Genomic DNA, 26,160 nt, shown 5'->3' on the forward strand with positions numbered 1-26,160 from the left:
CGGAGATCCTCGGCAAATAGCCAGCATTGACCGAGTTTGCCCGATCGGGTGCCCGGCGGTCGCTAAAGTGAGCGTGAACATTTAGCCGCTCCGCAGCGTTGACGCCCCGCTCCGGCGATGGCTACTGTGCTGACAGCCGGGCCACCGGGCCCACTCGGTCACGCATCCGCCGGCAGGACCGCCCGTCAACGACGACGATGGGGACTTCGATGCGACGCACAAGGCACATCGCTCACGTTCCGGCACGGCGCGGGTCGTCGCCGTCGCAGCGCGATCCCCACCGCCTCCGCACGTCGTGACCGCCTGACCGCTGACTGCCCGCGGTCGTCGGACCCCGGCGCTCCTCACGCGCCACCCCGCCGTGCCCGATCTCCCTCCGCCGACAGGTCCCTGCCGGTCGCCCCGCCGTGCCCTCGGCACGACGTCCCGGCCGGCCGACCCCCCAACTCACTGGAGAGCTCATGTCGTCACCCCTGAGCCGTCGCACGCTGCTGCAAGCCGTCGGCGTCGCGGCCGTCGCGACGACCGTGCCCGGCCTGACCTCGGGGTCCGCGGTCGCGGCGACGGTGCCGCCGGTCCGCGGCGACCTCGGTGTCTCCGCCCAGCCGTTCGACCTGGGCGAGGTGCGCCTGAGCCCCGGCCGGTGGATGGAGAACCAGAGCCGGACGCTGTCGTACCTGCGGTTCGTCGACGTCGACCGGCTGCTCTACAACTTCCGCGCCAACCACCGGCTGTCCACCAACGGCGCGGCGGCGCTGGGCGGCTGGGAAGCGCCCAACTTCCCCTTCCGCACCCACAGCCAGGGCCACTTCCTCAGCGCCTGGGCGCAGGCGTGGGCGGTGCTCGGCGACACCACGTCCCGGGACCGGGCCAACTACATGGTCGCCGAGCTGGCCAAGTGCCAGGCGAACAACGCGGCCGCCGGGTTCAACACCGGCTACCTGTCCGGGTTCCCGGAGTCGGACTTCGACGCGATGGAGGCGGGCTCGCCCAAGTCCGTGTCGTACTACTCGCTGCACAAGACCCTGGCGGGTCTGCTGGACGTGTGGCGGCACATCGGCAGCACGCAGGCGCGCGACGTGCTGCTGCGGTTCGCGGGCTGGGTGGACTGGCGCACCGCCAGGCTGTCCTACAGCCAGATGCAGCGCGTGCTGGGCACCGAGTTCGGCGGCATGAACGCCGTGCTGGCCGACCTCTACCAGCAGACCGGCGACTCGCGCTGGCTCGCGGCGGCGCAGCGGTTCGACCACGCCTCCGTCTTCGACCCGCTGGCCGCCAACCAGGACCGGCTCAACGGGCTGCACGCCAACACGCAGGTGCCGAAGTGGATCGGCGCCGCGCGCGAGTACAAGGCCACGGGCACGACCCGCTACCGCGACATCGCGTCGAACGCGTGGAACATCACGGTGGGCGCGCACACCTACGTCATCGGCGGCAACAGCCAGGCCGAGCACTTCCGCGCGCCCAACGCCATCGCCGCCTACCTCAACACCGACACGGCCGAGGCGTGCAACACCTACAACATGCTCAAGCTGACCCGTGAGCTGTGGCTGCTCGACCCGAACCGCGCCTCGTACTTCGACTTCTACGAGCGCGCCCTGCTCAACCACCTCCTCGGCCAGCAGAACACGGCCGACCCGCACGGCCACATCTGCTACTTCACCGGCCTCAACCCGGGCCACCGGCGCGGCAACACCGGACCGGCCTGGGGTGGCGGCAACTGGAGCACCGACTACGGCACGTTCTGGTGCTGCCAGGGGACCGCGCTGGAGGTCAACACCTCGCTGGCGAACTCCATCTACTTCCAGAACGGCACCACGCTGACGGTGAACCTGTACACGCCGTCGGTGCTGACCTGGGCGCAGCGGGGGATCACCGTCACGCAGACCACGAGCTACCCGGCCTCCGACACCACCACGCTGACCGTGACCGGCAACGCGAGCGGGTCGTGGACGATGCGCCTGCGCATCCCGGCCTGGACCACCGGCGCGACGATCAGCGTCAACGGGGTCGCGCAGGACGTCGCCACGACGCCCGGCACCTACGCCGCCCTGACCCGGACGTGGGCCGCCGGCGACGCGGTGACCCTCCGCCTGCCGATGCGGGTCGTGGTGCAGCCCGCCAACGACAACTCCGCCGTCGCCGCGATCACCTACGGCCCGGTCGTGCTGGCGGGCAACTACGGCAACACCGCCCTGAGCAGGCTGCCCGCGCTGGACACCGCCTCGATCACCCGCACCGGCACGTCGGGCCTGGCGTTCACCGCCCGCGCCGACGGCGCGACCGTCAACCTCGGGCCGTTCTACGACGCCCACGGCTACAACTACACCGTCTACTGGAGCACCAACGGCGGCGGTGGCGGCTCGGACGCCGGCTACCGGCTGGTCAACGCGGCCACCGGGCTGGTCCTGGGCGTGCAGGACATGTCGACCGCGGACGGCGGCCTGGCCGTGCAGTGGAACAACACCGGGACGGCCGACCACAACTGGGAGCTGGTCACCGACGGCAGCGCCGTGCGGCTGCGCAACCGCAACAGCGGCAAGGTCCTCGGCGTGGAGAACGCGTCCACCGCGGACAACGCCCGCGTCCTGCAGTGGAGCAACACCGGTGCGGCCGACCACAAGTGGACGGTCGTCGACAACGGCGACGGCACGCACAAGCTGCGCAACGGCAACAGCGGCAAGCTGCTGGGCATCCTCAACGGCTCCACGGCGGCGGGCGCCCAGGCCGTGCAGGACCCGGACAACGGGACCGCCGACAACCGCTGGCGGTTCGTGCCCGCCGGCGCCCGCCGGGTCCAGAACCTCGCCAGCGGCCTGGTCCTGGGCGTGCAGGACATGTCGACCGCGGACGGCGGCCTGGCCGTGCAGTGGGACGACAGCGGCACCGCCGACCACCTCTGGACCGCCGTGGTGGACGCCGACGGCTACTTCCGGCTGCGCAACTCCAACAGCGGCAAGGTCCTCGGTGTCGAGAACGCCGCCAACGCCAACGGCGCCCGGGTGCTCCAGTGGGCCGACAACGGCACCAACGACCACAAGTGGCGGCTGCGCTACGGCTCGGGGGGCTACTTCCGCATCCAGTGCGGCAACGGCGGGCGCGTGCTCGGTGTCAACGGGGCCTCCACCGCGCGGGGCGCGCAGATCGTCCTCTGGGACGACAACGGCACCAACGACCACCTCTGGCGCTTCATCTGAGCCATTGGCGCGGCGACCCGCCCGGAACACCCGGGCGGGTCGCCGTTCCGGTTCAGCCGATGCGGCAGGAGAGGGTGGGCCAGTTCCAGTTGCCGCCGTGTTGGATGGTGAAGCCGAAGGTGTTGCCGTTGCCGTTGGGGCGTGCGGTCATGACGTTGGCGGTGTCCCAGGTGGCGGTGGTGTTCCAGGTGGCGATGATGCGTTGGGGTGAGGTGACGGTGACGGTGACGATCCAGTTGTCGGTGCCGGTGACGGTGACCTGGCCGTTGAAGCGGTCGCTCCACTTCTGGCCTTCGGTGTAGGTCGCGGTGCAGCCGCCGGGGTTCTGCGGCGTGGTGGTGGTGGTGGGTCCGGTGGGGTCGGTGGAGGTGGTGGTGGTGGTGGGGCCGGTGGTGGCGGCTGCGTTGAGGGCGTTCAGCGTGGAGGTGTAGGCGGCTTTCTTGTTGCCGGAGCCGTCGAAGAGCAGGGGGGTGCCGGAGGCGCGCCAGGAGTCGCTGTCGCGGATGCCCCAGACGGTGATGCCGGTGCAGCGGGTGACGGCGAGGCAGGCCTGGACGACGCCTTGGTATTGCTGGGCCTGGGTGCTGCCGGAGCCTTCGATGTCGAGTTCGGTGATCTGGACGTCGACACCCAACGCGGCGAAGTTCTGCAGGGTGGTGTGGTAGTTGGAGGGGACGGGGTTGCCGCTGTTGAAGTGGGCCTGGAAGCCGACGCAGTCGATGGGGACGCCGCGGGACTTGAAGTCCTGGACCATGCGGTAGACGCCCTGGGTCTTGGCGTGCGACCAGTTGTCGGTGTTGTAGTCGTTGTAGCAGAGCTTGGCGTTCGGGTCGGCGGCGCGGGCGGCGCGGAAGGCGGCCTCGATCCAGTCGTTGCCGGTGCGCTGGAGGTTGGAGTCGCGTCGGCCGCCGGAGCTGCCGTCGGCGTAGGCCTCGTTGACGACGTCCCAGGCGTAGATCTTGCCGCGGTAGTAGGTGGCGACCTGGGTGACGTGGTTGAGCATGGCGTTGCGCAGGGAGGTGCCGGACATGTTCTGCATCCAGCCGGGTTGCTGGGAGTGCCAGGCCAGGGCGTGGCCGCGGACTCGTTTGCCCTGGTTGCGGGCGTGGTTGACGATGCGGTCGCCGTTGCTGTAGCTGAACTGGTTCTGGTTGGGTTCGGTGGCGTCCATCTTCATCTCGTTCTCGGCCGTGACCATGTCGAACTCACGGTTGAGGATGCCGACGTAGGTGGAGTCTCCGAGTTTGTTGGCGGCGACGGCGGTGCCGAAGTAGCGGCCGCTCTGCTGGGCGGCGGCGGCGAGGGTGGAGGCGGCGCCGCTGGCGGGGGAGGCGGCCAGCAGGGCGGCGCCCGCGGTCGCGGCGAGCAGGGTCGACACGAGGGCGGCCCGTGCGACTGACTTCGCTGTCAGCGTCATGTTCGGGGCTTTCTGGGGAGCACCCGCGCCACGCGGGTGGAGGAGGACGGATCGGGTTCGAGCGGCCTGCGGCGCGCTCGGTGTCGGGCGTCGGGCAGTTCCGACGCCTCCAGTCGGGCAAACTGAAATCTTTAGGAGTATTAACCGAAACTGTTCGCGCTATCAAGGCCTGCCTCCGGCGGTCGATGTGGTCCTGTTCAGCCTCGACGGGTGGCCGGACCACGTGAGATCGGTTCCGGTAGGGCAGGTGAAACCGCAGATGAGAGCTGGTGAAGCGGTTCAACCAACCCTGGGGTTCTGCCTCCCTGCCCGGAGGTCTGCGGCGACAAAGTATCGAAACTATTCGAAAGAAGATTCGCAAATTTCTCTCTGCCACAACGAGAAGTGGCGGCCCCGGTAGGCCGGATGGCCGTGCCGGGACCGCCACTCGGGACGGTGCTGTTCCCCGGGGTCAGGGAGTGGTCAGGGCGAACTTGCGGACGGTCACCGCGCCGCCCAGGGCCTGGGTGGCGTGGTTGAAGATGCCGAAGCGGTAGCCCATGAAGAACTGCCAGGCGTTGTTGAGCGTGAACGTCGGTCCGAGCGAGGTGAAGTTCACGCCGTCGGTGCTGTAGGAGAAGCGGGCGACCCGGTTGGAGCCCGGTTGGATGTCGGCGTTGATCCGCAGCCAGATCCGGCCCCCGCTGACCGCGGCGCTCGCGGCCTCGCTACCGGTGCTGGTGGTGCGCCAGCTGCCGTCCATGGCCAGGCCGTTGGTCATGGACACGCGGGTCTGGCCGTTGTCGCGCTTGACGCCGATCCAGGCCGACGACTGGCGCAGCATCGCCAGGCCCGACCGGTCGCCGTCGCGCATGGTGCTGTAGTCCAGCTCGATGGTGGCCGTGGACGTGGGTCCTTGGATGCGGTGGGTGAGGGTGTTGCGGGCGGCGTAGAGGTCGTTGGTGACCGTGGCCGTCTGCAACGTCAGACCGTTGTTCACCGAGTACTTCGAGGTGTCCGGGTCGTGGTTCCACTCCCACTGCGGGCCGAGGGCGGTGCCGGCGAAGGTGTCGGTGCCGGTGAGGGGTTTGACCGCCCGGGTCGGCAGCGGCGAGGGGTAGTTCACGCCCCAGCGGCCGTTGACCGTCTGGAGGGTCGGCCAGCCGTCGGAGGTCCAGGTGATCGGGGCGAGCGCGGGCACCCGGCCGCCGGGGTAGGCGTCCACGAACGACATGTAGTACCAGGACCCGGTCTGGGTCTGGACCAGGCCGCCCTGGTGGGGCACGCCACCGCCGGAGATCGGGCCGGGCAGGTCGAGCAGCACCTGCCGCACGGTGTACGGGCCGAACGGCCCGTTGTCCGACTTGAGCACGTACTGGCCGTTGGCGGGCCGGGTCAGCCAGATGTAGTAGCTGCCGTTGCGCTTGTAGAACCTCGCGCCCTCCAGCGTCCCGATGTTCGAGGGGGTCTGGAAGACCTGCTGCGCGCGGACCTGGCTGCGCCCGTCGGCGGACAGCTGGGCGACGCTGATGGTGCTGTTGCCGTACGCGACGTACATCGTGTCGTTGTCGTCGATGAGCATGCCCGCGTCGTAGTAGCAGTTGTCGAGCTGGGCGTGCCGGTTCCACGGCCCCTCGACGCTGGTCGCGGTGTAGATGTAGGTGTCGTTGAAGTCGATGCACCCGGCCCAGTAGTAGGTCTTGTTGCTCGGCCGGTACTGCAGCGTCGACGCCCAGATGCCGTTGACGTAGGCCCGCTGGCCGTTGGTCAGGTCGTACTTCGTGCCGAAGTCCAGGGACGGCACCGAGTGACCGGCGAACTCCCAGTTGACCAGGTCGTAGGAGCGCAGGATCGGCGCGCCGGGGGAGTAGTGCATGGTCGACGCGGTCATGTAGTACGCGTCCCCGACCCGGATGACCTCGACGTCGGCGAAGTCCTGCCACACCACGGGGTTGGTGTACTGCCCGCCCGGTTGCTGCGAGGTCGTGGTCGTGGTCGTCGTGGTGGTGCCGCCGCCGTCGACGCGGACGAGCTGCCACTGCTGGTTCGCGCCGCCCCAGTCGCTGTACTGGACGATGTTCGCGCCGTCGTTGGTGGCGGCGTTCTGGACCTCGACGGCCTTGTTGCTGTTGCGGTTGATCAGCCGGACGTGGCCGCCGTCGGAGTCGGCGAGGCGGAACTGCTGGTTGGTGCCGTTGCCGTCGGCCCACTGCACGATCGCGCCGCCGTCGGCGGTGGAGAAGTTCGAGACGTCCAGCACCTTGCCGGAGTGCTTGGACTTGAGCCGGTAGTAGCCGCCGCCGGAGTCGACGAACTGCCACTGCTGGTTGGCGCCGTCACCGCGGGTCCACTGGGTGATGCGACCGCCGTCGTTGGTGGCGAAGTTGTAGACGTCGAGCGCCTTGCCGCTGTTGCGGTTGACCAGCACGTACCACGCGTTGGTGTCGACGGTCGCCGCCGAGCTGGTCGCCGAGCTGAAGACGACCATCACACCTCCGAGCACGACCGCGGCCAGCACCGCGGCCATCCGCGACAACCGGCCACGTCTGCGCGCGAGGCGCCGTGGGAGTTGATCGGGGACAGACATGACAGCTCCTTACCCGCCGCTCTTCCAGCGGCGTTACGGCCGGAGCCCCCGCACGGCGTGCGAGGGCTCCGGAACCGGTCAGCGGGGTGGACAGGGCCGGGTCGGCAGACCCGTGCCGGGTCGGTCGGGCGTCGTGGCGGGTCGCGTGCTCACCCGACGCGGACGAGTTGCCACTGCTGGTTGGCGCCGCCCCAGTCGCTGTACTGCACGACGTTGCCGCCGTCGGCGGTGGACGCGCCCTGCACCTCCACGGCCTTGCCGCTGTTGCGGTTGACCAACCTGACGTAGCCGCTCGAGTCGACCGCGCGGAACTGCTGGTTGGTGCCGTTGCCGTCGGCCCACTGCACGATGTTGGCGCCGTCGGCGGTGGAGAAGTTGTAGACGTCCAGCACCTTGCCCGACAGCCTCGACTTCACCCGGTAGTAGCCGCCGCCGGAGTCGACGAACTGCCACTGCTGCTGGTTGCCGTCGTTGCGCGCCCACTGGGTGATGCGGGCGCCGTCGTTCGTGGCCAGGTTGTAGACGTCCAACGCCTTGCCGCTGTTGCGGTTCACCAGCACGTACCAGGCGGTCGTGTCGATGACCCCGGGCTGGGGGTTGGAACCCTCGTTGAGGGCGTTGAGGACGGAGGTGTAGGCGGCCTTCTTGTTGCCGCTGCTGTCGAAGAGCAGGGGGTTCTGGCCGGTGCGCCAGGAGTCGCTGTCGCGGATGCCCCAGACGGTGATGCCGGTGCAGCGGGCGACGGCGAGGCAGGCGCGGGTGACGGCGGCGTAGGCGTTGGCCTGGTTGGAGCCGGAGATGTCCAGTTCGGTGATCTGGACGTCGACGCCGAGGTCGGCGAAGCGCTGGAGGTTGGCCTGGTAGTCCGACGGGGCGGAGTTGGTCAGGTGGGACTGGAAGCCGACGCAGTCGATGGGGACGCCGCGGGCTTTGAAGTCGCGCACCATGTTGTAGATGCCGGTGCTCTTGGCGTTGACGCCGTCGGTGTTGTAGTCGTTGTAGCAGAGCTTCGCGGCGGGGTCGGCGGCGCGGGCGGCGCGGAACGCGGCCTCGATCCAGTCGTTGCCGGTGCGTTGCAGGTTGGAGTCACGCCTCCCGCCGCTGGAACCGTCGGCGAAGGCCTCGTTCACCACGTCCCAGGAGTGGATCTTGCCCTTGTAGTAGGTGGCGACCCGGCTGACGTGGTTCAGCATGGCCTGGCGCAGCGCCGAACCCTCCATGCGCTGCATCCAGCCCGGTTGCTGGGAGTGCCAAGCCAGGGTGTGACCGCGCACCTTCATGCCGCGGCTGATGGCGTGGTTGACGATCCGGTCGCCGTTGGTGAACGTGAACTGGCCCTGGTTGGGCTCGGTCGCGTCCATCTTCATCTCGTTCTCGGCGGTGACCTGGTTGAACTCGCGGTTCAGGATGGTCGTGTAGGTGCTGTCACCGAGCTTCCCGGCCGCGATGGCGGCACCGAAGTACCGGCCCTTCTCCGCGGCCGAGGCGCCCAGCGTCGTGCCCGCCAGGGCCAGGCCGTCGAACGCCACCGTCATCATGGTGGCGACGAGTCCTACGACGAGCAGCAACGCCGTTGTTCTCGGTCGACGCGCGGGCGTCGGCCGATTGACCGCTCGTATCGAATGATTCATCACGGGTCCTCACGGATCAGCACACCGCGGGTCTTGTGCCGCGGTGGCAGGGGTAACTGGCCGACGCCCGTCCGACTATCTGTTAACGCTAACAACTACGGGCTCGAACAACCTCAGTGCAAATGGGTTGGCAATGAGGTGCCGTGGTTGTCGCGGTGAACGCGCGCCGTGCCTCTCCGACTGTGAAGGATGGCACACGCTCGGTCAAGGCGTTACGAAAAAGTTTCGTGCAGGTAGGGCGCGGTATCGTGGTGGAAGCGAGTCCGCCGGTGGCCCGTGCGAGTCGTCACGGGGGTCATGGTCAGTTCGAATGTCGTTCGACTGCGCATTTGCCGCTCTTGCTAAAGTTAGCGCAAACATCTTTAGCTGGTGGAACGCCGGTGGGAATGGCCTGGGGAAGGCTTTTGGGCTGAACGGCGGCAGAGAGCTAAAGTTAGCGCTCACATTTTAGCTTTGACGGCGCCGAGAGCGCGTAGTTACATGGCAGGAGATCCAAGGCCGCTCCGCCCCGGCGTGACCCCGCCCGGCTGAGCGCCGCCGTGAGCGCCGCCGACGACGACGTGGGGACGCCGATGCGACGAAGCCCGATGGCGCCGAGCGCCGTCACCGCGGTCCGGCGGCACACCCGGCCGCCGGACCGCCCACGCGCGCCCGTCGCCCCGGCTCGACTTCCCCCGCCGACGACGCCGAAGAGCGCCGTGCCCCACCCGCGCCGCCGACCGACGCACCTCCGGAGGTTCTTGTGAAATCGACGTGGTCCCTCTCGGCGCTCGCGCGACGGGTGGGCGCGCTGCTCACCGCGGTCCTCTGCGCCCTGGCCCTCGCGCCCGCGCTGGCCAAGGCGGACAACCCGATCGTGCAGCACATCTACACCGCCGACCCGGCTCCCCTGGTCCACAACGGACGCGTGTACCTCTACACCGGGCACGACGAGGACGGCTCCACCTGGTTCACGATGAAGGAGTGGCGCGTCTGGTCCTCCGACGACATGGTGAACTGGACCGACCACGGCTCGCCGATGAACGTGGGCACCTTCTCCTGGGCGAGCAAGGACGCGTGGGCCGGGCAGGCGATCCAGCGCAACGGCAAGTTCTACTGGTACGTGCCCGTGGTCAACCGCGCCACCGGTCGGATGGCGATCGGCGTGGGCGTCGCCGACAACCCCACCGGCCCGTTCCGCGACGCGATCGGCCGCCCGCTGGTGGAGAACGGCGAGATCGACCCGACGGTCTTCATCGACGACAACGGCCAGGCGTACCTCTACTGGGGCAACCCGAACCTCTGGTACGTGCGGCTCAACGCCGACATGACCTCCTTCTCCGGCAGCCCCACCCAGATCCCGCTCACCACGGCCGGTTTCGGCTCCCGCGCGGGTGACGCCGCCAGGCCCACCCTCTACGAGGAAGGCCCCTGGGTCTACAAGCGCAACGGCCTGTACTACAACGTGTTCGCGGCGAAGTGCTGCTCGGAGTTCATCGCCTACTCGACCGCGACCAGCCCCACCGGGCCGTGGACCTACCGGGGCACGGTGATGCCCACCCAGGGCGCGAGCTTCACCAACCACGCCGGGATCGTCGACTTCAAGGGCAGCTCCTACTTCTTCTACCACAACGGCGCCCTGTCCGGCGGCGGCGGGTTCACCCGCTCCGTGGCGGTGGAGAGGTTCACCTACAACGCCGACGGCACGATCCCGACCATCACCATGACCACCGGCGGAGCTCCGCAGGCGGGCACGCTCAACCCCTTCGTCCGCCAGGAGGCCGAGACGATCGCCTGGGGGTCGGGCATCGAGACGGAACCGTCCTCCGAGGGTGGGATGAACGTGGGCTGGATCGAGAACGGCGACTACACCAAGGTGAAGGGCGCCGCCTTCGGCTCGGGCGCGAGGACGTTCAGCGCGCGGGTCGCCTCGGCCGGCGCCGGCGGCACCGTCGAGGTCCGGCTGGACGGTCCGAGCGGCACGGTGGTGGGTCGCTGCGGCGTCTCGGCCACCGGCGGCTGGCAGAATTGGACCACGGTCTCCTGCCCGATCAGCGGCGCGACGGGCACCCACGACCTCTACCTGCGGTTCACCGGCGGCAGCGGCTACTTGTTCAACCTCAACTGGTGGCAGTTCACCGCGTAGCAGGCGCGGTGGTCGCGGTGGCGGCCCGCAGGGACCCGCCACCGCGGCCGACACCGCTCGACGACCTTAGATAGTTCGCGTTCACAAAGTGTGTTGCCGATAGTCCACTGAGGGAGGTTGTGCTCGAGGGATCTCGGGCAGGGCAACGGTTCTTGACGGCTCCTGTGACACAGCTTACTGTCGTGAGCGCTAACAATCGGAACTGAGACCGAAACTTTCGGCCGCACGGTGCGGCGGGGCTCGGTCCGATTCACGCGATCGCCTGCCTGCGGTGGCCAACCGCACGGTGGCGGTGCCGCCTGTTATCGCACACCTTGGAGAAGCGTCGTGAAACTCCGCTTGCCCCTGCTCAGCGCCGCCGCGGTCCTGGCCCTCCTCACCGCGTGCACACCCGGCACCGGAGGCGGCGGGGAAGGGGACGGCAAGTCCTTCGAGTTCTGGTCGTTCTCGGCCATCAACCAGAAGCTGACCGTCGACGCTTACCAGGCGAAGCACCCGGACGTCCAGATCAAGCTGACCGAGGTGGGCACCTCCACCGAGACCGCCCAGTCGCTGACCACCGCGCTGGCCGGCGGGAAGGTGCCGGACCTGGTGCTGATCCAGGGCGACAACCTGCCGCAGTTCGTGGACCAGCCGCAGAACTTCGTGGACCTGCGGACGCTGGGCGCCGACGACATCAAGGGCGACTACCTGGACTGGGTGTGGAAGCAGAGCGTCGCCAAGGACGGTGAGGTCCTGGGGGTCCCCACCGACGTCGGCGGCATGGCCGTGGCGTACCGGACCGACCTGTTCGCCGCCGCTGGGCTGCCCACCGACCGCGAGGCCGTGAGCGCGCTGTGGCCGACGTGGGACGCGTTCATCGAGACCGGCAAGCGCTACAAGCAGACCACCGGCAAGGCGTTCACCGACAACGCGGCGACCAGCGTGTTCTACCAGGCGGTCAACCAGGTGTCGGAGAAGTACTACAGCGCGGACCGCAAGCTGGTCTACAGCACCAACCCGCAGGTGAAGGCGGCGTTCGACCTCGGCATCAAGGCGGCCACCTCGGGGATCACCGCCGGGCAGTCCTCGTTCGAGAGCGCGTGGAGCGCCGGCATGGGCCAGGGCGCGTACGCCGCGGTGTCCGCGCCGTCGTGGATGCTCAACAGCATCCGCAGCACCGCCCCGGACACCAAGGGCAAGTGGGACATCGCCAAGATCCCCGGCGCGGCCGGCAACTGGGGTGGCAGCTACCTGGCCATCCCCAAGGCCGCGAAGAACCCGCAGGCCGCCTGGAACTACATCAAGGAGATGCAGTCGCCCGAGGGGCAGCTGGAGCACTTCACCCGCGTCGGCGCCCTGCCCTCCACGCCCTCGGTCTACCAGGACGCCAAGCTCACCGACGGCAAGGACCCGTTCTTCTCCGACGCGCCGACCGGCAAGATCTACACCGACTCGCTGCTGGGCCTCAAGCCGTTCTACATCGGCCCGGACAGCGCCGCCATCGGCCAGGAGTTCCTCGACGCCATCACCAACGTCGAGCAGGCGGGTGGCGACCCGGCCACCGCGTGGGACGACGCGGTGCGCAACATCAAGACCGCCATCGGCGAGTGACCACCGTGACCGCCACGCTCACCCCGGCGCCGTCGGCGGCACTGCCGCCCCCTGCCTCCCCGAGGGGCAGGGGGCTGGCCGAGCGCCTGTCGCCGTACGCCTACATCGCCCCGTTCTTCGTGCTGTTCGGGGTGTTCGGGCTGTTCCCCCTCCTCTTCACCTTCTACGTGGCCCTGTTCGACTGGAACCCCATCGGCGACCAGGTGTTCATCGGCACGGACAACTTCACCCGCATGTTCGCCGACCCGCGGTTCTGGAACGCCGCGGGCAACACGGTCAGCATCTGGGCGTTGTCCACCGTGCCCCAGCTGTTGCTGGCCCTGGTGCTGGCCCACGTGCTCAACCACGCCCGGCTGCGGTTCGCGCTGTTCTTCCGGATGTCGGTGCTGGTCCCGTACATCACCTCGGTGGCGGCCACGGCCGTCGTCTTCGCGCAGCTGTTCGACCGCGACTACGGGCTGCTCAACTGGCTGCTCGGACTGGTCGGGATCGAGCCGGTGGACTTCGTCCAGTCCACTTGGGGCAGTCACGTCCTCATCGCCACGATGGTGACCTGGCGGTGGTTCGGCTACACCACGCTGCTCTACCTCGCCTCGCTGCAATCGGTGCCCCGGTCGGTGTTCGAGGCCGCCGCCATCGACGGCGCGGGGCCGTGGCAGCGCTTCCGGCACATCACCGTGCCGTCGCTGCGGCCGGTGATCATCTTCACCGTGGTCACCTCCACCATCGGCGGCCTGCAGATCTTCACCGAGCCGCTGCTGACCGGCTCCGGGCTGACGTGCGGCGCGGTGCGCCAGTGCCAGACGTTGACGCTGTTCCTCTACGAGCAGGGCTTCGGGCAGTTCGAGTTCGGCTACGGCTCGGCGATCGGCGTCGCGCTGTTCGTCATGGTCGTGGCGATCGCCGCGATCAACTTCGTGCTGTCCACCCGGATCAAGGCGGACCGATGACGAGCACCTCGACGCGCGGCCGGGGCCCCGGCCGGGTCCGCTGGTGGACCTACCTCCTGCTGTCCGCGGCCACCGTGGTCTGCCTGTTCCCGCTGTACTGGATGTTCATCGTCGCCACCACCGACACGGCGACCGCGACGGAGATGCCCCCCGAGGTCGTGCCCGGCGGCAACTTCTTCCACCTCGCCGGCCTGGTCCTGGACACGGTGCCGTTCGTGCAGTCGCTGCTCAACAGCCTCGCCGTGGCCACCGCGATCGGCGTCGGCCAGGCGGTGCTGTGCTCGCTGGCCGGGTTCGCCTTCGCCAAGCTGCGCTTCCCCGGCCGCAACGCCCTGTTCGTGGTCGTCGTGCTCACCATGACGGTGCCGACGCAGCTCTCCGTCATCCCGCAGTACATGATCATGTCCGAGCTGGGCTGGGTCGACACCCTCCAGGCGTTGATCGTGCCCGGTCTGGCGAGCGCGTTCGGCATCTTCTGGATGCGCCAGCACATCTCGGCCACGATCAGCGACGAGCTGATGCAAGCGGCCCGCATCGACGGCGCGAGCACCGCGCAGGTGTTCTGGCGCATCGCGTTCCCGATCGTGCGCCCGGCCGCGTTCGTGCTCGGCCTGTTCGGGTTCATCACCGCGTGGAACGACTTCCTGTGGCCGTTCATCGTGCTCAAGTCCCCCGAGCGCTACACCGCCCAGATCGCCATCAAGGCGCTGCAGAACAGCCTCGACGTCGACCTCGGCCTGGCCATGTCCGGCTCCTTCCTCGCCACGATCCCGTTGGTCGTGCTGTTCGTCGTGGTCGGGCGCCGGATGGTCGCGGGCATCCTCGAAGGCGCCTTCAAGGGCTGAAGCCCTCGCACAACAAGGGAAACCATGACCTCATCGCCCGCCGAGGCGTCGTTCTACGACAACCCCGTGATCCCCGGGTTCCACCCCGACCCCAGCGTGTGCCGGGTCGGCGAGGACTACTACCTCGTGTGCTCCAGCTTCGAGTACTTCCCGGGCGTGCCGATCTTCCACAGCCGCGACCTGGTGGGCTGGCGGCAGATCGGCAACGTCCTCGACCGCCCGTCGCAGCTCCCGCTGCCGGCCGACGCGATGGCGTCCGACGGCATCTACGCGCCCACGATCCGGCACCACGACGGCCGCTTCTGGCTGATCACCACGAACGTGTCGCACGGCGGCAACTTCATCGTCACCGCCGAGCGGCCCGAAGGCCCCTGGTCGGACCCGGTGTGGATCGACCTGCCCGGCATCGACCCCGACCTGGCGTGGGACGACGACGGCAACTGCTGGTGCTCCTTCGCCGGGGCCCACGGGCCGGACTTCCACGGTGTGCAGATCGCCCGCATCGACCCCGAGGCGGGGAAGGTGCTGGAAGGACCGGAGCCCGCCTGGGCGGGCACCGGGTTGCAGTGGCCGGAGGCGCCCCACCTCTACCGGGTCGGGGAGTGGTGGTACCTGATGATCGCGGAGGGCGGCACCGAGCGCGGCCACACCGTGGCCATGGCGCGGGCCCGCTCGCCGCGAGGTCCGTGGGAGCCGGCGCCGGTCAACCCGGTCCTGTCGCACCGGAGCACGAGCCGGCCGGTCCAGAGCACCGGCCACGCCGACCTGGTCACCACACCGGGTGGCGAGTGGTGGATGGTGCTGCTGGCCACCCGCCCCGTCGGGTACAGCCCCAAGTTCCACGTCCTGGGCCGGGAAACGTTCCTCACCCCGGTCCAGTGGGAGGACGGCTGGCCGCGGGTCGCGCCCGTCGACCTGAGGGCGCCGGCGCCGGCCGGTGCGCGCACGCCGGTCGCGGCGCCGCGGCGGGACGACTTCGACGCACCCGACCTCGATCCGCGGTGGATCTCGCCGCGCTCGCGGCCGGACGGCTCGTGGTCCCTGGCGCAACGGCCCGGGTGGCTCGCGCTGCACGCCACCGGCTCGACGCTGGACCGACCGGGCTGCACCTTCGTCGGCCGGCGGCAGCAGCACGTCGAGAGCCGGACCGCCGTCCTGCTGGACCCGGCCGCTGGTCGCGCGGGCCTGTCGGCGCGCTTGGACGAAGGCCACCACTACGACCTGGAGGTGGCCGACGGGCAGGCCGCGGTGATCGCCCGCATCGGCCCCCTGCGCCAGGTCGTGGCCACCCGCTCCGTGCCCCCGGGACCGGTGACCCTCGCGATCACCACCCGCTCGGCCAGGCGGTGGCCGGAGGGGGAGGAACCCGCGGGCCTGCACGTCGCCGCGCCGGACTACCTCGCCTTCCACGTGGGCGAGGACCCGGAGCCGCTGGCCGAGCTGGACGGCCGGTACCTGTCGACGGAGGTCGCCACCGGCTTCACGGGCCGGGTGATCGGCATGTACGTCACCGAGGGCACCGCCTGGTTCGACTGGTTCGACCACGGTCCTCTCGACGTCGCCGGACCCTGACCGCCTCGCCGTCGGGCAGGGCGTCGGCGCGGTCAGCTCCCGGTGGGTGATCCGGCGCGGTCGGTGGTCGGTTCCCCGGCGCCTCGCAGGCCGGCGAGCATGTCCGCGACGGTGTGCGCCTGCACGTCGGTGAGCGGGTCGGTGGTGAACCGGCCCGCCACGGCCCGCACGTGGTCCTGGGCCTGGCCGGCCAGGCCGTCGTAGACGGCGGCGAACAGGTCGCGGGCGGGGGCGCGCAGCCATCCCGGGGGCAGCAGTTCGAGGGGCAGCCTCGGGTCGAGGATGGGCAGGCGGCGGTAGGTGTCCATGACCTCGGTGCGGGCGCGGACCGCCTCCATCCCGGTGATCCGGGAGGCGCGGATGTCGGGCAGCAGCGGGCGCCAGCGCCGGATGAAGGCGTCGTAGTGGCGGGCGATGGCGGTCGTGTCCCAGGCGTCGAGGGGGTTGCGGCCGGTCTCGTCGCCGAGGTCGACGTGGCGGGCGCGGAACACGGTCATGGTGCCGAAGGCGAGCTCGACCAGCTGTGCCCTGGTCTTCTCGGTGATGTCGTGGGGCGAGATCCAGAGGCCGTCGTAGAGGGGCGCGCAGCCGTACCAGCGCAGCCGGCTGCGCAGCTCGCGGCGTTGCGCGACCTCGTCCTGCGGCAGTGAGAACGCGATCAACGTCCACCGGTGGTCCCAGGGCTCGTCGGCGGCCGCGGCGGCGACGATCGACCGGCCGCCGGCGGCCAGGTTGAGCGCGGCGGGCGGGGTGAGCCGGTAGGAGCTGTTGCGGCCCTGCCTGCTGCCTTCGAGGACGCCGCGCCGGGCGAGCCTGCTGATGGTGGTGCGCGCGCCGGCGTGGCTGACGCCCGCCTCGGCGAGCAGCGCCACGATCGCGCCCGACGGCAGCCAGGCCCCGGTCCGCAGGGTGTAGTCGGCCAGCAGGGTCACCGCCAGGCCTTGGGGCGAGTTGCCGGACTGCCGCCGGGGGAGCCGGACCGCGTCGTCCGGGAAGATCTCCTCGATGTCGTACGGGCTGGTCACGGCGGCTCCGGCGGTGGCTCGGACAGGTCGTCGCCACCGACCCTAATCGGGCCGGGATCCACCGCACGGGCCACGCCCGCGGTCGAGACAGTCGATTGACAGTTTACTGTCCGCGCGGCAGGCTAACTGTCACACGTTAGGGACGGGATCCGACCGGCCGAGACCCGTGCGCTCGACCGCACCCGGCTGGTCAACCGCCGGACACGTCCACGCGTGGATCTCCGCCGCCGCACCGCGGGTCGCACCGGCCCGCCGCCAACACCCCGTCCGGCCGTGCGCGAAACAAAGGAGTCAAGCGCATGAAGGTCAAACCGAGTCTGCTACTCGCCGCCGCGACCTCACTGGTCGTGGCCGGCCTCGTCTCCGTCGCCTCCACCCCCGCTTCGGCGGCGTCGCTGACCGAGGTCACCAACTTCGGCTCCAACCCCGGTGGGATGCGGATGCACGTCTACGTGCCCGACGCCCGCCCGGCCAACCCCGGGATCGTGGTGGCCATGCACGGCTGCGGCGGCACCGGCCCCGGCTTCTACTCGGGCAGCGAGTTCGCCTCGCTGGCCGACCGGCACGGGTTCGTCGTCATCTACCCCAGCGCCGAGCAGCAGGCCGGGTTCGGCAAGTGCTTCGACACCTGGTCCGACGCGGCCAAGCGGCGCGGCGGCGGCAGCGACCCGGTGTCCATCGTGTCGATGGTGAACTACGTCCAGCAGCGCTACGGCGGTGACCCGAACCGCGTCTACGCCACCGGGTCGTCCTCCGGCGGCATGATGACCAACCACATGCTCGCCCTGTACCCGGACGTGTTCAAGGCGGGCGCGGCGTTCATGGGCGTGCCGTTCAACTGCTTCGCCAACGCCGCCGACTACCCGCCGGGCAGCAGCAAGTGCACGGGCAACGGGGGAGCGAACCGCACACCGCAGCAGTGGGGTGACGCGGTGCGCCAGGTCTACCCCGGCTACACCGGCGTCCGACCGCGCGTCCAGCTCTGGCACGGCACGAACGACACCCTCGTGCCGTACGCGCTGCTGCAGGAGAGCATCGAGCAGTGGACCGACGTGTTCGGGCTGAGCCAGACGCCGTCGTCCACCGACACCCCGCAGGCGAACTGGAACCGGCGCCGCTACAACGACGCCTCCGGCACCACCCGGGTCGAGGCGTACAGCATCCAGGGCGCCGGTCACACCCTGCCCGCCGGCGGCATGGCGGCCCAGGCCGTCGCGTTCTTCGGCCTGGACCGACCCGGCGACCCGACCAGCACCACCACCTCCACCTCCACCTCCACGTCGACCACGACGACGACCACCACCACGACCACCACCACGACGACGCCGGGCGGCTCGGGCTCGTGCCGCGTCACCGGCACGGTCAACGCCTGGAACACCGGCCTCACCGAGAACCTCACGATCACCAACACCGGCGCCACCGCGATCAACGGCTGGTCGCTGGCCTTCACCCTGCCGAGCGGGCAGACCATCACCTCCGGCTGGAGCGCCACCTACTCGCCCACGTCCGGGCAGGTGACCGCGCGCAACGTCGCCTACAACCCCACGATCGGGCCCAACGCCTCGATCGGCATCGGTTTCCAGGCCACGCACAACGGCAACGCCGCCAAGGCGACGTCCTTCACCCTGAACGGCACGCCGTGCGCCACGTCCTGAGCGCCGGGCGGTCCCGGCCCGACAACGAGGAGAATCGTGTGACTACGAGGCGCAGGTCGATCCTGGGTTCGGTCGCGGCGGCGGCGCTGCTCGTCGTGGCGTCCGTCGGCACCGTGCTGAGCGGTGACCTCGGCGAGCGCGCCTCGGCCGCGGAGGTCACCGCCGCCGCGGCGACCGCCGGCTGCGGGAAGGCGCCGTCGCTGCGCAGCGGCACGATCGCGATCCAGAGCAGCGGCAAGTCCCGCAGCTACATCCTGCGGGTGCCGGACAACTACGACGTGAACCGGCCGTACCGGGTGGTCTTCGGCTTCCACTGGCTGAACGGCTCGGCCACCGACGTGGCCACCGGCCGGACCGTGCAGACGGACGTCTGGGCCTACTACGGGCTGCAACGCCTGGCCGACAACAGCACCATCTTCGTCGCGCCCCAGGGCCTGAACAACGGGTGGGCCAACAACGGCGGCGAGGACATCACGCTCGTCGACGACATCAACCGGCAGCTCGACGCCGGCCTCTGCGTCGACACCACCCAGCGCTTCGCCCTGGGCTTCAGCTACGGCGCGGCCATGAGCTACGCCGTCGCCTGCGCCCGACCGGACGTCTTCCGCGCGGTCGCGGTCTACGCCGTGGGCCAGCTCAGCGGGTGCAGCGGAGGCACCCGGCCCATCGCGTACTTCGCGGCGCACGGCCTCCGGGACAACGTGCTGGGGATCGCGGGCGGCCGGTCGATGCGCGACCGCTTCGTCGCCAACAACGGCTGCGCCGCCCAGAGCCCGCGTGAACCGGCGCAGGGCAGCCTGACCCACGTGATCACGACCTACTCGGGGTGCCGTGAGGGCTACCCGGTGGTGTGGGCGGCGTTCGACGAGGGCCACATCGCCGCCCCGCAGGACGGCGCCACCGGGGACAGCGGTTCCCGGACCTGGTTGCCCGCCGAGACGTGGCGGTTCTTCACCCAGTTCCAAAGCGGTCCCACGACCACGACCACCACGTCGACCACGACCACCACCACATCCACCACGACGACGACGACCACCACCACCACCACTGGCCAACCGGAACCGGGCGCGTGCCGCGTCACCAACACGACGAACGCCTGGAACACCGGCCTGACCGCCGACATCACCATCACCAACACCGGGACCACCGCCGTCAACGGCTGGACCCTGACCTTCACCCTCGCGGCCGGCCAGACCATCACCTCCGGCTGGAACGCGACCTACTCGCCGACGTCCGGGCAGGTGTCCGCCCGCAACGTGTCCTACAACGCGACCATCGCCCCCGGCGCGTCGGTGGGGATCGGCTTCCAGGCCACCCACACCGGCAACACCGCCGAACCCGCCACCTACACCCTCGGCAACGCCACCTGCACGACCGCCTGACCGCGACCGCCGGGGCGACCCGCGCGCGATCCGGCACGACGAGGCGGCCCGGTTCTCCGGGCCGCCTCTTGCCGTGCGGGCCATTGCCGCACGGCGGCGTCCCGGGCGCGCATGAATGGAAAAGCGGCCCCAAAGGGCCGAAGTCGACTCGCCTTCCGCGGTGGCTCCGAAACACTTGCGGACCGCTTCGCGGAGCTAAAACCGGCACCCCGATATTTAGCGTGCGGGCGCGTTGACCGACCGGTTGAAATATGGCTACATTGACTTGCTGATCATTGTCGATCGGCCCCGATGTCGACTGCTCGGCACCGATCTCCGATGAGCGTGGTCGCTTCCGGCGTGCCCGTCTCGACCACCGACCCGCGCCCGACTCGCCGTGGCGGCCCACGGCCGTCCGCGGTCCGGTCCCGCGGTGCCCGCTGTCGTGGGCGTCGCGGCCGGTTCTGCGCAGATGGGACATTAGTGGGGAACAGGACATCCAGCGCGCCCGCGATGGCCGACGTCGCCCGGCTCGCCGGGGTTTCGCACCAAACGGTGTCGCGCGTGCTCAACGGGCACCCGTACGTCCAGGAGCAGACGCGCTCACGGGTCCAGGCGGCGATCGACGAGTTGGGCTACCGCCCGAACCGGGCCGCCCGGGCACTGGTGACGGGCCGCTCGCAGCTGATCGGCGTGGTGGCGCAGAACACGACCCTCTGCGGACCGGTCTCGCTGCTGGCGGCGTTCGAGCAGGTCGCCGTCGAGGCCGGGTTCGTGGTGACCGCGCACCGCGTGGACGTGCTGGACCGCGAGTCGATCACCACGGCCCTGGAGCGGCACCGCGACCAGCGGGTGGCGGGGATCGTCGTGATCGCGCCGACCGCGTCGGCCCACGACGCGGTGGACGCCGTGTCGCCCGGCGTGCCGCTGGTGATGGTCGACGGCGACGCCGAGCGCTCGACCCCGCTGGTGACGGTGGACCAGGCGGCGGGCGCGTTCGCCGCCACCGCCCACCTGTTGCAGGCGGGCCACCGCACGGTGTGGCACGTCTCGGGACCGTCGGACTGGTTCGACAGCGCCGGCCGGATCGTGGGCTGGCGGTCGGCGCTGGAGGCCGTCGGCGCGGAGGTGCCGCCGATCATGTCCGCCGACTGGAGCGCCGCTTCCGGGTACCGGGCGGGCCAGGTGCTGGCGCGGATGCCCGAGGTCACGGCGATCTTCGCGGCCAACGACCACCTGGCGCTCGGCATCCTCCGGGCGATGAGCGAGCGCGGCAGGCGGGTTCCCCACGACGTGAGCGTGGTCGGCTTCGACGACGTGCCCGAGGCCGCGTACTTCATCCCGCCGCTGACCACCGTCCGGCCGGACTTCGCCGAGGTGGCCCGCGACGCCCTCGACCTCCTGATCACCCAGATCGACGGGAACCCGGTCGACGAGATCCGCCGCACGTCCAGCCCGACGCTGGTGCCGAGGGACAGCGTCCGACCACCGTCGAGCTGAGCCGGCGCGGGCCTGCTCGACGGTGCGGGCCTGCTTGACCGCGTCCCCGGGACCCGCGGCGGGGGAGGGCGCTCGCGACCGCCGCGGGCGCCCGACCCACTAGAACGAGTTGCCGAACGCGCTGGACAGGTACGCCTTCGCGTCGCGCAGGGCCTCGTCGATGATGCGGGCCGCTTCCCGCGCCTGTGCCGGCTCGTGCGCGGCCTGCACCTGCAACCGGAAGCGCGAGGCGCCGGTCGGGGTGACGGGGAACTCGACCATGAACGCGAGCACCCCCCGGTCGAACAGCAGCCGGTTGACGGTCCGCGCGAGCTTCTCGTTGCCGATCAGCACCGGCACGATCGGGCTCGGCGAGCCCATGCAGGTCAACCCGCGCGTCGTCAGCTCGTCGCGCAGGGCGTGGATGGCGGAGAACAGCCGCCCGCGCAGGGCCTCGCCCTCGTCGGTGCGGATGATCCGGGCCGCCTGGAGCACCACCGCGGTCTGCATGGGCGACAGGGCGTTGGAGAAGAAGTGCGACCCGGCGAACATCTTGATGTACTGCTTCACCGCGGGCGACTTGGCCGCGACGAAGCCGCCGTTGGAGGCGAAGGTCTTGGAGAACGCGCCCATCACCAGGTCGACCTTGCCCAGCATGTCCTGCATGCCCAGCACGCCGGTGCCGCCGGGGCCCATCGAGCCGAGGTCGTGGGCGACGTCGACGAGCAGCGTCGCGTCGTAGGCGTGGCAGACCTCCTGCAGGGCGGCGACGTCCGGCCAGTCGGAGTCCACCGAGAACAGGCCGTCGGTGATGACCATGATGCCGTTGTGGGTGTCGGCGGCGCGGATCCGGGCCAGGTGGGCGCGCACGGCCTCGACGTCGAGGTGGGTGTAGCGGGTGATGTTCCTGGTCGCCGCGCGCGCCCCCGTCTGCAGGCAGGAGTGGGCGAGGCGGTCGATGAGGATGTGGTCCTCCTGGCGGACCAGGCCGGTGACGGCGCCGAACCCCGCCGACCACCCGTTCGAGAACAGCGTCACGTGCTCCAGGCCGACCAGCTCCCCGAGGGCGGCCTCCAGCTCGTCGGAGATGCGGGTGTTGCCCAGCACCATCGGCGACCCGGCGCTGTGCGGGCCGAAGTCGCGCATCGCCCTGACCGCCGCCTCCCGGATCTCCGGGTGCGCGTTGAACGACAGGTAGTCCTGGGAGTTGAAGTTGATGCCCCGGGCGGGTTTGCTCAGGTCGTTGGTGATGGTGGCGACCCCGCCGGGCGCCGCCTCCAGGACCCGGGAGTACTGCCAGGTCTCGGTGCGCCGGCGTGCTTCCACCCAGCCGTGGAACTCCTCGGTCCGGCCGAGCAGGTTGGCCCCGACGGGCCGGAAGAAGTCGTAGGCGTTCTTGTCGAGCGCGTAGTCCTCGTCGGGGTCGATCGCGGGCGCGGCCGTGGTCGCCGGCTCCCACATCGGCTCCAGGTCGGCCCGGACCGCCGGGTAGTCCTCGGCGAAGAAGCGGACGACCTCGTCGGGCGGGAGGGTGTCGAGCTCCTCCAGGTCCTCCCACGGGATGTGCGACGCCCAGTTCCGCATCATGTCCGAGACCTCGCGCGCGGCCTCGGCGACCGCCTTGGCCGCGGCGAGCGGGTCGGCGCCGGCCGTGTCGGCGGCGGCGATCAGCGACGCGACGACCTCGCCGTCCTCGCGCTCGTGTGCCAGGACGCCGGTCATCGGGTCGCCTCCGCCGCTGCGAGCGAGAACGGGTTGCGCTGGTGCTCGCGGTAGGTCGCCTCGAAGTCGGCGAACGCGCTGTGGTCGCGCGAGGACTCCTTGGCCGTGTCGTTGAGCAGGAACACGTTGGAGGGGTCGAAGAACTCCGAGACCGGCGCCACGTCGACGTGGGTGGCGATGAAGCGGTCGATCTCGGCCTGGTTGCCGCGCAGGATCGCGAACAGCTGGAGCTCGTCGTGCCGCAGCGGCTTCATCTCCGCGAGCGTGCACACGTAGTCGTAGTAGGCCGCGGCGGTCTGGCTGCGCCGCTTGGCCGCGTACCCGGCCATGGCGGTGTCGCGGTCGGTCTCACCGCCGAGCCACCGGCCGATCGCCTCGGCGGCCAGTTCCGCGTCGCGCAGGGCGTGGGTGATCCCCAGCGCCGTGCACTGGTCCTTGAACGACTCGGCGTCGCCCACCAGCACCCAGCCGGGCCCGTGCAACTGCCTCAGGTAGGCGGCCTGGTCGAGCGTCCCGTAGAAGCGCTCCTCCCGCCGCGCCCGCGCCACGGTGTCCGCCGCCTCTTCGCTGATCAGCCCGAGCGCCCGGTGGAAGTTGCCCTCCACGTCGGCCCGGAACCGCTCGGCCCACTCGCTCGGCCCCCACGTCAGCACCATGGTCTGCCCGTGGTTGGTCGAGGCCATCGCCATCCCCAGCCTGCCCCGCCGGTGGAGCTGCGCCTCGGCGTCGGGGATGCCGCTGAAGTAGCTCCAGTAGGCGTAGGTGCACCTCGGTCGCTCGTCGAACTTCCCGATCCCGAGCGCGCGGGCGACGAAGGAGTTGCGCCCGTCGGCGCCGATCACCACCTGGGCGTGCTCGACCGTGCCGTCCCGGCCCTCGATGCCGACGACGGTCCCGTCCTCGTCGCGCAGGAGCTCCTTGACGGTGTAGCCCTCGCGGAATTCGACGCCGGCCCGCACCGCGTTGTCGACCAGGATCTTGTCGAGCACGTGCCGGCGGACCGAGAAGTATTCCGTGGTGATGCCGCGGTCGTCGTCGTGCAGTAAGCGGAATTGGTTGCGCAACAATTCTTCGGGCACGCTGCCGCGTAACGGGAGGCCATTGTTGACCATGGTGACGTGGGTGTGCCCGGGGGTCACGGCCTTGATCTGGTCCAGCACCCCCAGCCGGTTCAGGTAGGAGGCTCCGTGCGGCCACACGAAATGCGTGGAGAGGACGTCGCTGGGAAATGTCGACCGGTCCACGACCAATACCCGGAGCCCGCGGCGGGCCAGGTGCGTCCCGACCGCCGCCCCGGCGCACCGGCCACCTACGACAATGGCGTTGTACATGCGATCATCCAACCGCACGTCCACCCCCTGTACAGGGCCGAACGGTCGAGCGCCCCCCGGCGCGCGCGACACCGCCCATCGGCTTCGGACATGGGCTCGCGGGATCAATGCGGTGAAGGCGGTGCGATGCGCCGTCCCGCGGTTCCCGCAGTTCACCGGCGCAATTGCGGTGGCGTTCCGGAGTGCTCCGGGACGTCGAGAGGGTCGCTCACCTCCCGCGTATTCGAAATAATTTCGGGAGGCAGTCGGCCCGAGTGCCGGCGATCAGGCGGGATGCGGTTGCCGACGGTCGCGACCGAGGTGTTCGAGCAGTTCTTCGACCCCGCGCAGGAACGTCTCGCAGATCGGCTCCGGGTCGGTCAGGCAGCCGGCGGCCATCGCGCCGTCCCGCAGCATGGCGAAGTGGCGGGCGGCGGGTTCCGGGTCGGTTTCCCCGGTGGCGGCGAGGAGTTCGGTGATCGTGGCCTGGAACCACTGCCGGTGCCTGAGGACCGCCCGGTGGACCGGGTGGGCCGGGTCGGGGTACTCGGCGGCGGCGTTGAGGAACGCGCAGCCCCGGAAGCCGGGGCGGCGGATGTCGTCGGCGATGGACCGCCCGACGGCGCGGACGACGTCCTCTGGGGACGAGTCGCGGCTCCGCGCGGCGTCCGTTCGCGCGCGGATCGCCTCGTCGCCCTGGGTCAGGTAGGCGACCACGAGGTCGTCCTTGCTCGGGAAGTGCCGGTACAGCGTGGCCCGGGTCACCCCGGCGGCGGCGATGATGCGGTCGATGCCGACCGAGTGGAGCCCTTCGGCGTAGAACAGCGCGCTGGCCGTGCCGAGCAGTCGCGCTCGTGCTTCCGACATCTTCCCCAACCCTTCGGGATCTCCGCCCTTCGCGACCCCTGACCGAGGCTAGCAGATAGAACGGTCGGTCTTGACAGGCGCGGCGGGTGTGCCGCACGCTCTGGGTGTACCGATCGTTCTGTCTACTTGCGGTCGCCGGGGCAGTCGCCCCGCCACCGCCCCGATCACCGGAAGAGGGACCTGATGTCCAGTTCCACCGAAGCCGCCACCCCCGTCGCCACCGAGACCACCGGCGGCGCCGACGGGCTGCGGAACCTCTACTACGCCCGGTTCGGCTTCGCCATCGTCTGGACCGGCCTGCTGGCCCTCACCGCGTCCGCGCTCACCCCGTTCGGCATCGCGCTGCTGGTGGTCTACCCGCTGTTCGACGTCGCCGCCGCCGTAGTCGACTTCCGCTCCTCGGGCTCCGCACGACCCCGCGCGCCGCTGTACGCCAACATGGCGCTGAGCCTGCTCGCCGCCATCGGCGTGGCCGTCGCCGCCGGCTCCGACATCCCGAGCGTGCTGCGGGTGTGGGGCGCCTGGGCGATCACCGCCGGCATCGTGCAGCTGGTCGTCGCGATCCAGCGCCGCCGGCTCGGCGGCCAGTGGGCGATGATCCTCAGCGGCGGCCTGTCCGCCGTCGCCGGCTCGACCTTCGTCCTGCAGGCCGGCGGCGCCGACGCGTCGCTCACCACCATCGCCGGTTACGCGGCCGTGGGCGGCGTCTTCTTCCTGATCTCGGCGATCCGCCTGCACCTCCGCGCGGCCGACGCGAGGTGAAGGGACTTTCGGGCAATGTCGGGGCGAACGGCCCGCAACAGTTTCGCCAACGCTTGTGGGGCCCCGTCCGCCACCACTAGAAC

General features: G+C 70.3%; 17 protein-coding genes. 10 read left to right on the forward strand and 7 right to left on the reverse strand.

Going from position 1 to position 26,160, the window contains the following annotated elements; all coding sequences use genetic code 11:
* Positions 1-461: 461 nt before the first annotated feature.
* Complete coding sequence (locus tag EDD40_RS37965; protein WP_123747156.1) at positions 462-3,197, forward strand: beta-L-arabinofuranosidase domain-containing protein; 2,736 nt, start codon at positions 462-464, stop codon at positions 3,195-3,197.
* A 52-nt stretch (positions 3,198-3,249) separates the two neighbouring features.
* Here the strand turns inward: EDD40_RS37965 and EDD40_RS37970 are convergent, their stop codons facing one another.
* From EDD40_RS37970 to EDD40_RS42955, 3 genes are all read right to left on the reverse strand, one after another.
* A complete protein-coding gene (locus EDD40_RS37970) occupies positions 3,250-4,614 on the reverse strand; it encodes a glycoside hydrolase family 10 protein (protein WP_123747157.1) in 1,365 nt (454 codons plus the stop codon).
* A 451-nt stretch (positions 4,615-5,065) separates the two neighbouring features.
* The gene (locus EDD40_RS37975; RefSeq protein WP_123747158.1) at positions 5,066-7,180 is read right to left on the reverse strand and encodes a family 43 glycosylhydrolase; all 2,115 of its coding nucleotides are present in this window, start codon (positions 7,178-7,180) and stop codon (positions 5,066-5,068) included.
* Positions 7,181-7,329: 149 nt separating this feature from the next.
* On the reverse strand, positions 7,330-8,718 hold the full coding sequence (locus EDD40_RS42955) for a glycoside hydrolase family 10 protein (RefSeq protein ID WP_246038389.1): 1,389 nt from the start codon (positions 8,716-8,718) through the stop codon (positions 7,330-7,332).
* A gap of 835 nt (positions 8,719-9,553) precedes the next feature.
* Between EDD40_RS42955 and EDD40_RS37985 the strand changes: the two genes are divergently transcribed.
* The 5 genes from EDD40_RS37985 (at position 9,554) to EDD40_RS38005 (ending at position 15,896) form a co-directional block, all read left to right on the forward strand.
* Entirely contained in the window at positions 9,554-10,936 is a 1,383-nt protein-coding gene (locus tag EDD40_RS37985; protein WP_123747160.1) for a glycoside hydrolase family 43 protein, read from the forward strand.
* Positions 10,937-11,263: 327 nt separating this feature from the next.
* On the forward strand, positions 11,264-12,529 hold the full coding sequence (locus tag EDD40_RS37990; RefSeq protein WP_123747161.1) for an extracellular solute-binding protein: 1,266 nt from the start codon (positions 11,264-11,266) through the stop codon (positions 12,527-12,529).
* Positions 12,526-13,479 (forward strand): carbohydrate ABC transporter permease, encoded by a 954-nt coding sequence (locus EDD40_RS37995; RefSeq protein WP_170185356.1) that lies wholly within the window; start codon positions 12,526-12,528, stop codon positions 13,477-13,479. The genes EDD40_RS37990 and EDD40_RS37995 overlap by 4 nt, the downstream gene beginning before the upstream one ends.
* Positions 13,476-14,324, forward strand: a complete 849-nt coding sequence (locus tag EDD40_RS38000; protein ID WP_123747162.1) for a carbohydrate ABC transporter permease — start codon at positions 13,476-13,478, stop codon at positions 14,322-14,324. Before EDD40_RS37995 ends, EDD40_RS38000 begins: the two co-directional genes overlap by 4 nt.
* Before the next feature lie 24 nt (positions 14,325-14,348).
* A complete protein-coding gene (locus EDD40_RS38005; RefSeq protein ID WP_123747163.1) occupies positions 14,349-15,896 on the forward strand; it encodes a glycoside hydrolase family 43 protein in 1,548 nt (515 codons plus the stop codon).
* Between the two features lie 32 nt (positions 15,897-15,928).
* Here EDD40_RS38005 and EDD40_RS38010 read toward each other — a convergent pair whose 3' ends face one another.
* Positions 15,929-16,921: a PaaX family transcriptional regulator gene (locus EDD40_RS38010; RefSeq protein WP_123747164.1), complete on the reverse strand. Its 993-nt coding sequence runs from the start codon at positions 16,919-16,921 to the stop codon at positions 15,929-15,931.
* Positions 16,922-17,220: 299 nt separating this feature from the next.
* Between EDD40_RS38010 and EDD40_RS38015 the strand changes: the two genes are divergently transcribed.
* From EDD40_RS38015 to EDD40_RS38025, 3 genes are all read left to right on the forward strand, one after another.
* Positions 17,221-18,576, forward strand: a complete 1,356-nt coding sequence (locus tag EDD40_RS38015; protein ID WP_123747165.1) for an extracellular catalytic domain type 1 short-chain-length polyhydroxyalkanoate depolymerase — start codon at positions 17,221-17,223, stop codon at positions 18,574-18,576.
* A 38-nt stretch (positions 18,577-18,614) separates the two neighbouring features.
* Positions 18,615-19,958, forward strand: a complete 1,344-nt coding sequence (locus EDD40_RS38020) for a CE1 family esterase (RefSeq protein ID WP_170185357.1) — start codon at positions 18,615-18,617, stop codon at positions 19,956-19,958.
* Positions 19,959-20,450: 492 nt separating this feature from the next.
* Complete coding sequence (locus EDD40_RS38025; protein WP_123747166.1) at positions 20,451-21,437, forward strand: LacI family DNA-binding transcriptional regulator; 987 nt, start codon at positions 20,451-20,453, stop codon at positions 21,435-21,437.
* A gap of 99 nt (positions 21,438-21,536) precedes the next feature.
* Here the strand turns inward: EDD40_RS38025 and EDD40_RS38030 are convergent, their stop codons facing one another.
* From EDD40_RS38030 to EDD40_RS38040, 3 genes are all read right to left on the reverse strand, one after another.
* On the reverse strand, positions 21,537-23,138 hold the full coding sequence (locus EDD40_RS38030) for an aminotransferase class I/II-fold pyridoxal phosphate-dependent enzyme (protein ID WP_123747167.1): 1,602 nt from the start codon (positions 23,136-23,138) through the stop codon (positions 21,537-21,539).
* Positions 23,135-24,469: an NAD(P)/FAD-dependent oxidoreductase gene (locus EDD40_RS38035; protein WP_123747168.1), complete on the reverse strand. Its 1,335-nt coding sequence runs from the start codon at positions 24,467-24,469 to the stop codon at positions 23,135-23,137. Before EDD40_RS38035 ends, EDD40_RS38030 begins: the two co-directional genes overlap by 4 nt.
* 264 nt (positions 24,470-24,733) lie before the next feature.
* Positions 24,734-25,315, reverse strand: coding sequence for a TetR/AcrR family transcriptional regulator (locus EDD40_RS38040; protein ID WP_123747169.1), 582 nt, complete (start codon positions 25,313-25,315; stop codon positions 24,734-24,736).
* 183 nt (positions 25,316-25,498) lie between these two features.
* Between EDD40_RS38040 and EDD40_RS38045 the strand changes: the two genes are divergently transcribed.
* The gene (locus EDD40_RS38045) at positions 25,499-26,077 is read left to right on the forward strand and encodes a hypothetical protein (protein WP_123747170.1); all 579 of its coding nucleotides are present in this window, start codon (positions 25,499-25,501) and stop codon (positions 26,075-26,077) included.
* The last annotated feature ends 83 nt before the right edge of the window (positions 26,078-26,160 follow it).

Origin of the sequence: Saccharothrix texasensis (assembly GCF_003752005.1) — a bacterium.
In the GTDB taxonomy this organism is placed as follows: domain Bacteria; phylum Actinomycetota; class Actinomycetes; order Mycobacteriales; family Pseudonocardiaceae; genus Actinosynnema; species Actinosynnema texasense.

Excerpts from the sequence above, each read along its gene's own strand:
- EDD40_RS37965 (WP_123747156.1), top strand. The coding sequence starts at position 462 with ATGTCGTCACCCCTGAGCCGTCGCACGCTGCTGCAAGCCGTCGGCGTC.
- EDD40_RS37970 (WP_123747157.1), bottom strand. The coding sequence starts at position 4,614 with ATGACGCTGACAGCGAAGTCAGTCGCACGGGCCGCCCTCGTGTCGACC.
- EDD40_RS37975 (WP_123747158.1), bottom strand. The coding sequence starts at position 7,180 with ATGTCTGTCCCCGATCAACTCCCACGGCGCCTCGCGCGCAGACGTGGC.
- EDD40_RS42955 (WP_246038389.1), bottom strand. The coding sequence starts at position 8,718 with ATGATGACGGTGGCGTTCGACGGCCTGGCCCTGGCGGGCACGACGCTG.
- EDD40_RS38000 (WP_123747162.1), top strand. The coding sequence starts at position 13,476 with ATGACGAGCACCTCGACGCGCGGCCGGGGCCCCGGCCGGGTCCGCTGG.
- EDD40_RS38005 (WP_123747163.1), top strand. The coding sequence starts at position 14,349 with ATGACCTCATCGCCCGCCGAGGCGTCGTTCTACGACAACCCCGTGATC.
- EDD40_RS38015 (WP_123747165.1), top strand. The coding sequence starts at position 17,221 with ATGAAGGTCAAACCGAGTCTGCTACTCGCCGCCGCGACCTCACTGGTC.
- EDD40_RS38025 (WP_123747166.1), top strand. The coding sequence starts at position 20,451 with ATGGCCGACGTCGCCCGGCTCGCCGGGGTTTCGCACCAAACGGTGTCG.
- EDD40_RS38030 (WP_123747167.1), bottom strand. The coding sequence starts at position 23,138 with ATGACCGGCGTCCTGGCACACGAGCGCGAGGACGGCGAGGTCGTCGCG.
- EDD40_RS38035 (WP_123747168.1), bottom strand. The coding sequence starts at position 24,469 with ATGTACAACGCCATTGTCGTAGGTGGCCGGTGCGCCGGGGCGGCGGTC.
- EDD40_RS38040 (WP_123747169.1), bottom strand. The coding sequence starts at position 25,315 with ATGTCGGAAGCACGAGCGCGACTGCTCGGCACGGCCAGCGCGCTGTTC.
- EDD40_RS38045 (WP_123747170.1), top strand. The coding sequence starts at position 25,499 with ATGTCCAGTTCCACCGAAGCCGCCACCCCCGTCGCCACCGAGACCACC.